Below are 12,731 nucleotides of genomic sequence, written 5' to 3' on the forward strand. Positions count from 1 at the left end.
TTAAGATTTTTTTGATGCGGCCGAGAGGACTTGAACCTCCACGGGGTTTCCCCCACTAGGCCCTCAACCTAGCGCGTCTGCCGTTCCGCCACGACCGCGCGAAAAAAAGTGAGCCATGAAGGATTCGAACCTTCGACCCTCTGATTAAAAGTCAGATGCTCTACCAACTGAGCTAATGGCTCGTAAATGGCTGGGCTAGCTGGATTCGAACCAGCGCATGACGGAGTCAAAGTCCGTTGCCTTACCGCTTGGCTATAGCCCACTGAAAAAATATCTTGTTTTCAAAGACAAATGTTATTGTACCATAATGTCCAATAAAAAACAACTGCCAATTAGCAGAAGTTAAAATGGCGGTCCCGACCGGGGTCGAACCGGCGATCTCCTGCGTGACAGGCAGGCATGTTAACCACTACACCACGGGACCATTTGGTTGCGGGGACAGGATTTGAACCTGCGACCTTCGGGTTATGAGCCCGACGAGCTACCGTACTGCTCCACCCCGCGATGATACTATTCATATAAAATTCATATGGTGGAGGATGACGGGATCGAACCGCCGACCCCCTGCTTGTAAGGCAGGTGCTCTCCCAGCTGAGCTAATCCTCCGAAGTGGTGACCCGTACGGGATTCGAACCCGTGTTACCGCCGTGAAAGGGCGGTGTCTTAACCACTTGACCAACGGGCCAATATGTATGGCAGAGAAGAAGGGATTCGAACCCTCGCACCGCGTTAGCGATCTACTCCCTTAGCAGGGGAGCCCCTTGAGCCACTTGGGTACTTCTCTGTATGGCTCCGCAGGTAGGACTCGAACCTACGACCGATCGGTTAACAGCCGATAGCTCTACCACTGAGCTACTGCGGAATAATGAAGACAATTTGTATCTTATAAAATTTCTTTCTGTAAGTCAAGAAGTTTTTAACAACATCTTGTTCAAACGTGACATGTTTATAATATACTGGATTGCGTTTTTACTGTCAAGATGTTTTCGATATCGGTTTGAGTTTCCCTTTACACTTTCCGCAGACATATCTTTTTGTATTTATTTGACGCCTTCTTACATATTGAAGTAAACACTCCATACATTCATACTTATAAATCTTTTTTTCCTTCTCTTCATTAATCATTCGTCTACAAAAACGAGGTGCATCAACTTTCTTTAACAACTCACGAAAATCTCTGTCCCTGTGCTTATACCCTCTTCCTGTAATATGCAAGTGATAATGACACAGTTCATGTTTGATGATTCCGATTAATTCCTCCTTACCATACATTTCGTAATATCGATAATTCAGTTCAACATTGTGACTCTTCAACAGATAACGCCCGCCAGTTGTACGCAACCTACTATTGAACTTTACTTTATGTAAAAATGGCATTCCGAAGTATTGTAGCGATACTTCTTCCACTAGCCGTTGAATTTCTTTCTCGTCCATTCTCATTCCTCCTAAACAAAAAAATATTTTTACACTTTTCACGCTTCTTATACATATATTAAATAGTACATATACCCATCCTCATTCAAGACGCGTGGTTTCTAAAAACACAACATGAATAGAAATCCACTCACCAACCTCTCATTAATAGTACTTTAGATTTTTGAGAGTAGGATTAAACAAGGAGGGATTCCTATGCCTACGTGGCTAAAAAAACAGATGCAACGTGCATATTTCGAAAAAAACCGGTATCAAATTAAATTGCTAAATGAATGCTGGTTTTATTATAGCAAAATACATCAAAACTCATGATCCATTACACTTTTTATTCTATAAAAAAAGAGCAGTTTTATCTGCTCTCTTCCCTTACTATTCAATCGGCAACATAGATAGTGCAACGCGTCCTTTTTTTGTATCAATATCATCTACCCATACTTTTACAATTTGTCCTACTGATACAACATCTAACGGATGCTTTACAAACTGTTTGCTAAGCTTAGAAATATGCACTAAACCATCTTGCTTTACGCCAACATCAACAAAAGCACCAAAATCAACAACGTTACGCACTGTTCCTTCTAGTTCCATACCACGTTTTAAATCTTCTAATTTCAAAATCCCTTTTTTCAGAAGTGGTTTAGGCAACTCATCCCTCATATCTCGTTCTGGACTAATGAGTGCATCTATAATATCAACTAACGTCGGCTCCCCAACTCTCGTTTCTTGAGACAACTTAGAAATCTCTACTTCTTCCAATCTCTTTTGTAATTGCGGTTGTCCTACGTCATCTATCGATAACCCTAAACTCTTCAATAACAATTCAACATTTTTATATTGTTCAGGATGAATACCTGTCCGATCTAATGGATTCGCTCCTTCTAATATACGCAAGAAACCTATACATTGTTCGTACGTCTTTGCACCTAAACGTGGGATTTTCTTTAATTCCGTGCGCTTTGTGAATTTCCCATCCTCTTCTCTCTTTGCCACAATATTTTTCGCAACAGTTTTCGATAAACCTGAAACATATTGTAACAATGCAACCGAAGCCGTATTTACATTAACCCCAACTTGGTTAACAGCTGTCTCTACTACAAATGTTAATGACTCATTCAATCTCTTTTGAGATACATCATGTTGGTATTGTCCAACCCCAACTGATTTAGGATCAATTTTCACAAGTTCAGCCAGTGGATCTTGCAGACGTCTTCCAATAGAAACGGCACTTCTCTCTTCAACTTGTAAATTTGGGAATTCTTCACGAGCTAAATCAGAAGCTGAATATACACTAGCACCCGCTTCATTTACAATAATATAAAAGACTTCCTGTTTCACACTTTGCAATACATCTACTATAAATTCCTCTGTTTCTCTAGATGCTGTCCCATTACCAATTGCAATCATTTCAACTTGATATTTATCTATAATAGAAAGAACTTTCGTTTTTGCGTCATCATATTTACGAACAGGCGGATGCGGATAAATAACATCAATATGTAGTACTTTCCCCGTATCATCTACTACAGATAATTTACAACCAGTTCTATATGCCGGGTCTACCGCTAGCACGACTTTCCCTTTCATCGGAGGTTGTAATAATAAGTTACGTAAGTTCTCAGAGAAAATATGTATCGCTTGTTCTTCAGCTGTTTCTGTTAATTCTTTACGAATTTCTCTTTCAATTGAAGATTGAATTAATCGTTTATAACCATCTTCAATCGCTAATTGTACATAATGCGCACTTTTAGAATCGTTATCACGAATTACTTTCTTATTTAAGAAATTTAATATCTCATCTACTGGTGGGACAACAGAAACTCTCAATATATCTTCTTTCTCACCGCGATTCATTGCTAATACACGATGTGGTACTACTTTTTGCAATGGTTCTTCATAACTGTAATACATTTCATATATATTCTTTTCATCTTTTTCTTCACCTTTTACAGACGAAGACATAATACCTTTTCTAAAAGTAATATTTCGAATCCAACTACGATACGTAGCTTCATCTGAAATCATTTCTGCAATAATGTCTTGTGCACCTTGTAAAGCTTCTTCTGCAGATTGCACTTCTTTCTCTGCATTAATAAATTCCACTGCCTTTTTAGCCGGATCTTCTTTCTTATATAACAATAACCATTCAGCTAACGGTTCTAACCCTTTTTCTTTTGCAATCGTTGCTTTCGTTCTTCTTTTCTCTTTATATGGACGATATAAATCTTCTACTTCCTGCAACTTTGTAGCTTTAACAATTTGCAGCCTTAGCTCTCCTGTCAGTTTTCCCTTCTCACCAATAAGACGAATAACTTCTTCCTTCCTATCTTCAAGTTGCATCATATATTGCCATCTCTCTAAAATCGCACGAATTTGCACCTCATCTAAAGAGCCTGTCCATTCTTTTCGGTAACGAGCAATAAATGGAACTGTGTTACCTTCTTCTGTTAATTGAATAACATGACGAACTTGCTTTTCGCTAAAGCCTAATTCTTTCACTAACATTTTCATTAACGCTTGTCGATTATCTACCATTTCCATATACAACCGTAACCTCCTCTATAATAAAAAAAGTTGCCCTTCAAAGAGAGCAACTTAAACTGCCGATTTAAAAATCTATTAGTCCTAAACTAATTTGTAACGCTTCATCTACACGACTCATCATCACTTCATCTAAATGAGTGATTTTGTCCGTTAAGCGTTGCTTATCGATTGTTCGAATCTGCTCAAGTAAAATAACAGAATCTCTCTCAAAACCATACTTTTTCGCATCAATTTCCACATGAGTGGGTAATTTCGCTTTTTGAATCTGTGCAGTAATAGCCGCTACAATCACCGTTGGACTAAAACGATTTCCGATGTCATTTTGAATGACAAGAACCGGACGAACGCCTCCTTGCTCAGAACCAACAACTGGGGAAAGGTCTGCAAAATACACGTCGCCGCGTTTTACAATCAAAATATTACCCCCCGCTAACTAAGCGTTCTACTGTATGAGCTGCTTCATACTCCGCTAAGAAAGCTTCAGATGCAATACCAAGATTAATTTTTCCCATTTCAATATACCCACGTCGCATTGATTCATGTTGGTAGCGTTTCTTCGTCTTATGTTGACGCAATAACAATTGTGTTGCCTGGCAAATTAGTTCATGGCGATTCTTATTCTCTTGTTTTCCAATTCCGTCCAATTCCGTTACCATTTGCTTTGGCAACCGAACCACGATTTCAGTAGTTACACTTGATTCGGACACAAAAATACACCTCCACCGTCAACTACACACCCAAATATATATATGACACCTATTGTAATAATACCATTGTATGGAGCCTGTTGCAAAGACTTCCTTATTCCTTGCTTATGTTTTCCAATTCACAAACAAAACATTCATCTTCTTAAATTTTTTATCTCATAACTAACTAAAAACAATAGAACTCCTCTTCAAAACTTACGTGTAACTTATATAAAAAATGATTATAAGTAAAAAGCTTCTCATCAAAAAGAGCTTATTATCCAGCAATGAACAGTCACTCCAATGACAAGAAGCAATCATGCTACCTTCTATATATTGTTCAAGTAATTAATTATCTCTACAACCTTACCATTCCGTATAAATATTCTTGGCACACGGAAACTGATCGTTGCAATAATTTCATAATTAATAGTCCCTGAATATTCCGCAACCTCTGTAGCGCTAATATACTCATCTCCCTGCCTTCCAATAAGCGTAACTTTCGTACCAAGCGGCACTTCACAAGGAAGATGAATCATGAACTGATCCATTGTTACTCGCCCTACAATCGGTACCCTTTTACCATTTATAAGCACTTCAAATCCTTGTAATCTTCTAAGCCATCCATCTGCATAACCAATCGCTACAGTCGCGATCCATTCTTCAGTTTTCGTTCGATAAGTGACGTTATAACTAATTCCATCACCTTTAATCACCTGTTTAATATGAGCTACTTTCGTATGCAGTGATAGCGCCGGTTCTAATTCAAATGGTAAAAAAGGACGTATTTCTACAGAAGGAGATAATCCATACATTGCAATCCCAATTCGCACTGCATTAAATGTAATCCCTTGAAAACGTAACGTGGCAGCACTATTAGCTGTATGGACAAACTTAGGATCCACTCCGAATTCTTTCAACCAACTTAACTGCTCTAAGAACGTGTTATATTGCTTATCAAAATACGAAGTCTCAACCTCATCTGCCGTTGCAAAATGCGTGTATACTCCTTCTAACTCTAAAAACGGTGCACCTTCTAAACTCCTTAAAAATTCTTTCAGCTCTTTTCTTTCACGTATTCCAATTCTCCCCATACCACTATCAAAATTAATATGAAATTTCATTACAGATGAACCATCCCAAAGTTTAATTGCTTCGTCCACCCATTCTTTTTGAAAAACAGTTAGCGCTACATCATTTTCAGCAGCTACATTTACATCACGCGGCGGCGAGGGACCTAACACTAAAATCGGCACAGTAATACCGGCCCTCCGAAGCACTAGAGCTTCATCTAAAAAAGCAACAGCTAACCTTGTTGCACCCGCTTCTAATGCCGTTTTAGCAACCGGTACATAATCGTGCCCATATGCGTTCGCTTTAACTACAGCAAAAATCTCTACATCACTTGGGATGAACTCTTTAATATGTGTAACGTTGTTATAAATGGCATCTAAATCCACTTCCACCCACGTGTCACGATAAAATGGTGCTTCTTCCATAAATACACTTCCTTATACACGATATGCGAAGCTTATTCTTTTATATGCTTCTTTTATGAAATCCACCTTCAAACTAAGAAAAGACGTGGTGCACATATATCACCACGTCTAAGAAGTTTACTTCACCTGCTTCGCTGTAACTGAACGAGCAACCATTAACAGCTCCTTCGGCTCTAAACCTTTAGACACGAGCATATATTCTACTCCGTTATGCGACCACGTTACAGAGTCTTTCGTCAACGCACCAATCGTAAACCCAAGATCAACCGGTTCTCCACTTACACTTACCGCTGATGAAGCCTCTGCAACTTTTGCCTTTTCTTGTATTAAAGTAAAGGATTTCTTATTTCCAGTGTATGTGAGTATCGCACGCTTGCCACTGTCTGTCTTCAACTCTTTTTCATCTTGCAGAGTCATACCTTGTGGTGTATCAAGCGGATACAAAGTAGCAAACGGTTTGTCTTCTTTCGCTGTTGTTTGAACATCTACCTGCGCTCTAGACATATTTTGTTTCGTATCAAATGCACCTTTATCAAATTTCGCATCGAATTTTACCTTAGAGAAATCTACTTTTACAAGAACATTTTGATCATTATCCATTAACTTCACTGAAACTGGAGTCAAATCGCTCTTCTTCAGTGTAATCTCTTGTTTCGGCAACATATTTTGATGTTGATAGTTTGTTTTTGTTTTAAAAATATAATACTTATCTGTTTTCTCGAAAGTAAGGTTTTTCTTATCCTGCAAAATATCTCTTACAAGTGATTCATATAAATAAGCCTGGCTGCTATTTTGCGGCCAATCACTTTGAAAACGGAAGCTCTTATTAAGTGCTGGCGTTAATACAAATACACCTTCTTCATTTCTTAAAATGATTTGGCTCTGATCTTTTTTTGCATTCTTTAAATTCACACGATAAAAAGACGGTTCTTTATGCCAAATCTCTACATTATACTCCTGAGGCTCATTTCCTGTTTTAATAGATAATTTCGCTTCAGCTTGATAACTTTTCATCCCTTTTACTTTCGCTTCTAAATCTCTCACGACATCATCTTGTTTCTTTTCCACACAACCCGCCAACACAAAAACGGTCAACAAACCGACAAGAACTAAAAACAGACGCCTTTTCATCACTTCAGCCCCTTTGCCCCTATAAATGAATGGAAGATGTACCTTCCTTATCGCTACCTCAAATATATGAGACAAAGATATAAAATATGCAGACTAGCGTGACGAGCTTTCTAAAACAACTTGAGCAACAGCAAATTCCTTACTATGACTAATTGATAAATGAACAATATACTCTGTACTTGTAATCAGAATCGGCTTACCTCTTTCATCATTTTTCACTTCAATATCTAAAAAGCTCACTTCTTTCCCGATACCAGTACCTACAGCTTTTGAATACGCCTCTTTCGCTGCAAACCTTCCAGCTACAAACTCTGTAAGGCGACTTCCTTTCAGCTCCATAGCAACATTACGTTCATTTTCTGTTAAAATACGTTCCATAAATTTAAGCTTTCCATCTAGCATTTTTTCAATACGATTTAATTCAATAATATCGATTCCAATCCCTATAATCATTTCAAAATCCCCTTCTTCTATTTAACTTTCTTCTTTCATATTGATAAGAATAACAGAGAATCTTTCTGATGCAAAAGGGGTGATAGTAACCGTATGCTAATAAGATCCACTCAGATTTCTTTACAACCGACTATTCTCACCTTACTTCTTATTCACTTAGTCCTGATGATATTAGGCGACTTTTTCCTCTTCCCACTGGCAGCCTCTAATGAATATATCGCTAAAGGAGAATGGTGGCGTGTCATAACTTCCCTTCTGGTACACGTAGACTTACAACATTTTCTTTCTAATAGTATTTTTTTGTTTGCACTTGGTTCTTCTATCGAAAAGCAACTCGGACACTTTTCTTTTTTTATTCTATTTTTTATTTCTGGAATTTCTGGAAATATTTCTTCTTATATTATTATGCCACCTGAATATATTCACGCAGGTGCATCAGGTGGTATTTTCGGACTATTAGGCGCACAATTATTTTTATTGTACAATCGATACCGCTCTTCAAAACCAAAAGAAATTGCCATTTTCTCAATTATGATACTTCTATTACTGCTATTTACTTTCTTTAATCCTTCCGCCAATCCGATCAGTCATTTAACAGGTTTAATAACCGGCGGCATTTTAACTCCTTTTTTAACAAAAAAAAACGATGGTGCAAAGCTTATTTAATATAAAAGCTTGCACCATCGATAATTTCTACATCTACATGTTCGCTTAAATCCCTCATTAATTGAAATAAAGACTCATCCTTCATCTTCGCCTCAATCATACAATCAATTTGCGGAACACTTCCCTTTATCCTTCTTAAAAAAGATAAAAATGCGTCTACATTAATATAATCTGCATGAGCTCTTGGATCTTTTCCCTCTCTAGGGCTAGAGATATGCATTTTAACTGGCAACAAAGATGTTTCCCACGTATAAACAACACGTGCCCAATCTTCATACCAATCTTCTTGCTCATTATTCATCATATGGTGATGCAAATCAAACACGACAGGAATATCTAATTTTTCTCCTAAATATAATGTTTCCTCTAACGTAAAAGTTGTATCATCATTTTCTAATATAATCATTTCTTGAATACCCCTTGGGACATTAGACCAATTCTCTATAAAACGCTCTAATGCAAGTTCTTTATCTTTATACCCTCCTCCAACATGTAGTACACATCGTTGCTTATGTTCAATCCCCATGCCTTTTAATAATTTTTTGTGCATCTGCAATGTCTTTACAGATTGTTTAAAAACACTCTCCTCAGGTGAATTTAGTACAACAAAATGATCCGGATGAAAATCAATTCGCATATTCATATGAATTGCATATTCACCTAATTCTTTCAATTTTTCTTTTAAAGGACGAATATAGTTCCACTCTAGCAATTCCTCATGATTCGCTAAAGGAATGAGCTTAGAACTAAGCCGAAAGAAAGATATGTCATGTCCCTTATTATGCTTTAATAAACGCAAACAATTTTCCAAATTGGAATTAGCAATTCTTTCAAGTTTACGAATTGCAGCATCACGATCATCTATTTTCTGAAACTGTGCGTACGTCATCGTTTGAGATGGGGATGCATTCTTCAAATGCACACTCATCGCAACGTAACCAAGCCTTACAAGCATATAACAGCCCCTTTTCTATCATAACTACTATGTAGTATGCACAATTACAGAAATAAAAAAAGAGAATGCCCGCAAAGGGCATTCTCTTTATTTATTAAGCTTGTGGACGGCTATGATGTTTTCTTTCGCCGCGTCCATTTGAAGATCCTGGGCGACCTTGACCTTCACCTCTACGACCACGACTACCACCATCACGATTACGATCACGGTTTCCATCACGATTGCGATCACGGTTTCCGTCACGATTACGTCCATCACGGTTACGACCATCGCCACCACCGCGTCCATCACGACTACGATTACGGTTACCATCACGGTATCCGCCTCCGTTACCGCCACGTTTTTTAGAACCGCCACCTCTTGAAACAACTGGTGGTTCTGATGTTAAAGCAATCGGAGTTGTATCCGGCTCTTTAGTCATCATTTTTAAAGCAGCAGCTACTACTGTTACAGAGTCATTCTCTTCTAACATTTCTTCTGCAATACGCTTGTAGTATGATAAGTTCTCATTTTGGATTGTGCTTTGAAGTTTTTCAGCGATTAAACGTTGTTGACCTTCTAATGCCTCATCAAGTGTCGGTGCTTCCATACGATCAACTTTACGTTTTGTTGTACGCTCAATATTTTTTAATTGTCCTGATTCACGTGGTGTTACAAATAACATTGCAATACCTTTTTTACCTGCACGGCCAGTACGACCGATACGGTGAACGTATGATTCTGGATCTTGTGGGATATCGAAGTTGTATACGTGTGTTACGCCTGAAATATCAAGACCACGTGCAGCAACATCTGTTGCAACAAGAACTTCAATAGCACCTTCTTTAAATTTACGTAATACAGACATACGTTTCGCCTGTGTTAAGTCACCATGAATACCTTCTGCTGCATAACCACGTAAGTTTAATGCTTCTGATAATTCATCAACACGACGCTTTGTACGACCGAATACGATCGCAAGCTCTGGAGATTGAATATCTAGTAAGCGTGTTAACACGTCAAACTTTTTCTTTTCTTGCACTTCTAAATAGAACTGCTGAATGTTTGGCATTGTTACTTCTTTTGCTTTTACTTTAATGTGTTGAGGCTCAGTCATGAAACGCTCAGCAATACGACGGATTGGATCTGGCATTGTCGCTGAGAATAATAATGTTTGATGTGTTTCTGGCACATCTGTTAAAATCGCTTCAATATCTTCAATGAAGCCCATGTTTAACATTTCATCCGCTTCATCAAGAACAACAGTCTCTACGTTTTGTAAGCGAAGTGTTTTACGGTTAATATGATCTAAAATACGACCCGGCGTACCAACAATAATGTGTGGGTGTTTTTTTAGAGCACGAATTTGGCGGTTAATATCTTGACCACCATAAATTGGTAGAATACGAACACGTTTATGTTTACCAATTTTGTATAGCTCTTCTCCAACTTGAATTGCTAATTCACGCGTTGGCGCGATAACAATACCTTGAACTGCTTCTTTATTTGTATCCACTTTATCTAATAGTGGTAATCCGAATGCTGCTGTTTTCCCTGTACCTGTTTGCGCTTGCCCAATAATATCCTTACCTTGCAATGCATGTGGAATTGTTTCAGCTTGAATCGGCGTAGCCTCTTCAAAGCCCATACTTTCAACCGATTGCAGTAAAGACTCACTTAATCCTAATTCTCGAAATGTTGTCAATGTTACTTCTCCTTTTCTATCCTATACTTATCATTTAAAAAAAGGCGTTTTCCGAATTTGCGGAAAAGCCCTTTTCCTGAATGCTCACGTATATAACCGGGCGTATATTCTTCACGAAAATACTTCTAAACGTTATTACACTTTATCAATTATAAGTTTTGTATGTGTAAAAAGCAAACCCAACTGTTACCTTATTTTATATTAAGGGCCTTTTTCTTTACTTTTATTTTTTTATCATTTACTGTAAGCGCTTATTATAAGTTTCTTCTATTTTCGTGACTATCATCCCTATTTATATACACCAATTATTTCAACATCGTAATTACTTCTTCTAATTTCATACCGCGAGATGCTTTTATTAATACGACATCTTTCGCGTCGACTACTGCTTCTAAATCTCTTACTAACTCTTCTTTATTATCATACGCCTTTACACGTTCATTAGGGAAATTAATTTTCGCTCCTTCAGCAATTTGAGCTCCTAATCTACCGTATGTGAATACATGTGCGATTTTTGCAGGATCGATTAATTTACCTACCTCATAATGGAACTGCACTTCTTGATTTCCAAGTTCTAACATATCACCGAGCACAACGATTTTTTTAGTAAATCCATCTAAACCATTCATTAAATGGAATGCTGCCTCCATAGCCGTCGGACTTGCATTATAAGCATCGTTGATAATTGTTAATCCACTATCCGTTTTTACAATCTCCATACGCATGCCCGTCATTTGAAGTGTTACTAAACCTTGTTTCATTTCTTCCCACGTCACCCCAAAATGTGTCGCAATTGCCATTGAAGCAAGTGTATTGTACACATTATGTTTTCCTAACACCGGTAGGTAGAATGAAATATTTTCATCTCTATTCATTTTAAAATGTGTCCCAGTTGCCTGTAATGTTACAGTCGTTGGATAGTAATCGTTGGCTCTTGCATCACCAAACGTAACTGTTTCTGCTGCTAAATTCATTTCAGGAACACGATTCGTTAATAACGGCTCATCTCCATTATATACGAACACGCCACCTTCTTGTAACCCTGTAACAATTTCTAATTTCGCTTCAGCAATTGCCTCACGAGATCCTAAATCCATTAAATGTGCCTCACCAATATTCGTAATGATAGCTGCATTAGGACGAGCTAACTTAGATAAAAATTCAATCTCTCCTCGGCTTGACATACCCATTTCTAATACAGCTACTTCTGTATTTTCTTCTAAGTTTAAAATAGTGAGAGGTAACCCAATATGGTTATTGAAATTTCCTTCTGTTTTTTGAACTTTGAACTTAGTCGCGAGAATACTTGTCACAATATCTTTCGTGGATGTTTTACCGTTACTACCTGTCACACCAACAACTTTAACATCCAATTGATCGCGATAGTTTTTCGCTAACATTTGCAGTGCAGATAGCGTATCTTCTACAAAAATAACCGGAAGATTCTCGGGTGGATTTGCTACATCTTTCATCCATAATGTAGCTACAGCTCCATTTTCAACTGCTTTATCTACAAAAGCATGTCCATCGAAACGCTCCCCTTGAATCGGAACATATAAGTTTCCTTTTTCAATTTTTCTCGTATCAATAGACACGCCTTGAATAATAGTTCCCTCATATTGCTCTGCTAATCCAGTACCATTTACCATCTGTTCTACTTGCTTTAACATTCGCTTTATCAT

12 protein-coding genes and 9 tRNA genes are annotated in these 12,731 nt (G+C 37.8%); 2 read left to right on the plus strand and 19 right to left on the minus strand.

Translation table 11 applies throughout. The features are described from left to right. Positions 1-15 precede the first annotated feature (15 nt). From N2V92_RS06115 to N2V92_RS06160, 10 genes are all read right to left on the minus strand, one after another. A tRNA-Leu gene (locus N2V92_RS06115) sits at positions 16-98 on the minus strand. Positions 99-109: 11 nt separating this feature from the next. Further along, positions 110-182: transfer RNA gene (locus tag N2V92_RS06120), tRNA-Lys, on the minus strand. A 5-nt stretch (positions 183-187) separates the two neighbouring features. Beyond that, positions 188-262, minus strand: a tRNA-Gln gene (locus tag N2V92_RS06125). 86 nt (positions 263-348) lie between these two features. Beyond that, positions 349-424, minus strand: a tRNA-Asp gene (locus N2V92_RS06130). Positions 425-427: 3 nt separating this feature from the next. Further along, a tRNA-Met gene (locus tag N2V92_RS06135) sits at positions 428-504 on the minus strand. A gap of 26 nt (positions 505-530) precedes the next feature. Then, a tRNA-Val gene (locus N2V92_RS06140) sits at positions 531-606 on the minus strand. A 4-nt stretch (positions 607-610) separates the two neighbouring features. Continuing rightward, positions 611-685 (minus strand) — tRNA-Glu (locus N2V92_RS06145). A gap of 8 nt (positions 686-693) precedes the next feature. Then, positions 694-784 (minus strand) — tRNA-Ser (locus N2V92_RS06150). A gap of 3 nt (positions 785-787) precedes the next feature. Then, a tRNA-Asn gene (locus tag N2V92_RS06155) sits at positions 788-862 on the minus strand. 113 nt (positions 863-975) lie between these two features. Further along, complete coding sequence (locus N2V92_RS06160) at positions 976-1,434, minus strand: SprT family protein (RefSeq protein ID WP_000343553.1); 459 nt, start codon at positions 1,432-1,434, stop codon at positions 976-978. Positions 1,435-1,629: 195 nt separating this feature from the next. Between N2V92_RS06160 and cmpA the strand changes: the two genes are divergently transcribed. Beyond that, complete coding sequence (gene cmpA / locus N2V92_RS06165) at positions 1,630-1,746, plus strand: cortex morphogenetic protein CmpA (RefSeq protein ID WP_001143640.1); 117 nt, start codon at positions 1,630-1,632, stop codon at positions 1,744-1,746. A 57-nt stretch (positions 1,747-1,803) separates the two neighbouring features. Here cmpA and N2V92_RS06170 read toward each other — a convergent pair whose 3' ends face one another. The 6 genes from N2V92_RS06170 to acpS form a co-directional block, all read right to left on the minus strand. Next, positions 1,804-3,972 (minus strand): Tex family protein, encoded by a 2,169-nt coding sequence (locus N2V92_RS06170; RefSeq protein ID WP_016078972.1) that lies wholly within the window; start codon positions 3,970-3,972, stop codon positions 1,804-1,806. Between the two features lie 67 nt (positions 3,973-4,039). Then, a complete protein-coding gene (gene ndoA, locus N2V92_RS06175; protein WP_000635965.1) occupies positions 4,040-4,390 on the minus strand; it encodes a type II toxin-antitoxin system endoribonuclease NdoA in 351 nt (116 codons plus the stop codon). A 4-nt stretch (positions 4,391-4,394) separates the two neighbouring features. After that, positions 4,395-4,682: an antitoxin EndoAI gene (locus N2V92_RS06180; protein ID WP_000004570.1), complete on the minus strand. Its 288-nt coding sequence runs from the start codon at positions 4,680-4,682 to the stop codon at positions 4,395-4,397. 308 nt (positions 4,683-4,990) lie between these two features. After that, positions 4,991-6,160, minus strand: coding sequence for an alanine racemase (alr, locus tag N2V92_RS06185; RefSeq protein ID WP_000390595.1), 1,170 nt, complete (start codon positions 6,158-6,160; stop codon positions 4,991-4,993). A 117-nt stretch (positions 6,161-6,277) separates the two neighbouring features. Continuing rightward, positions 6,278-7,228 carry a LolA family protein gene (locus N2V92_RS06190; RefSeq protein WP_003306148.1) on the minus strand — a complete coding sequence of 317 codons (951 nt, stop codon included), beginning with the start codon at positions 7,226-7,228 and terminating at the stop codon, positions 6,278-6,280. A 156-nt stretch (positions 7,229-7,384) separates the two neighbouring features. After that, a complete protein-coding gene (gene acpS / locus N2V92_RS06195) occupies positions 7,385-7,744 on the minus strand; it encodes a holo-ACP synthase (protein WP_000583417.1) in 360 nt (119 codons plus the stop codon). 93 nt (positions 7,745-7,837) lie between these two features. On the opposite strand from acpS, the gene N2V92_RS06200 reads away from it, so the two are divergent. Beyond that, positions 7,838-8,410 carry a rhomboid family intramembrane serine protease gene (locus N2V92_RS06200; protein ID WP_016078971.1) on the plus strand — a complete coding sequence of 191 codons (573 nt, stop codon included), beginning with the start codon at positions 7,838-7,840 and terminating at the stop codon, positions 8,408-8,410. Here N2V92_RS06200 and uvsE read toward each other — a convergent pair. From uvsE to murF, 3 genes are all read right to left on the minus strand, one after another. Then, positions 8,403-9,365 carry a UV DNA damage repair endonuclease UvsE gene (uvsE, locus tag N2V92_RS06205; protein WP_016078970.1) on the minus strand — a complete coding sequence of 321 codons (963 nt, stop codon included), beginning with the start codon at positions 9,363-9,365 and terminating at the stop codon, positions 8,403-8,405. The two genes, N2V92_RS06200 and uvsE, sit on opposite strands and share 8 nt — an antisense overlap. Positions 9,366-9,459: 94 nt before the next feature. Then, positions 9,460-11,049, minus strand: a complete 1,590-nt coding sequence (locus N2V92_RS06210) for a DEAD/DEAH box helicase (RefSeq protein WP_000206602.1) — start codon at positions 11,047-11,049, stop codon at positions 9,460-9,462. Between the two features lie 305 nt (positions 11,050-11,354). After that, on the minus strand, positions 11,355-12,731 hold the full coding sequence (murF, locus tag N2V92_RS06215; protein ID WP_000595967.1) for a UDP-N-acetylmuramoyl-tripeptide--D-alanyl-D-alanine ligase: 1,377 nt from the start codon (positions 12,729-12,731) through the stop codon (positions 11,355-11,357).

The sequence above is a fragment of the Bacillus sp. CH_48 genome (assembly GCF_038008465.1).
Classification (GTDB): domain Bacteria; phylum Bacillota; class Bacilli; order Bacillales; family Bacillaceae_G; genus Bacillus_A; species Bacillus_A thuringiensis_S.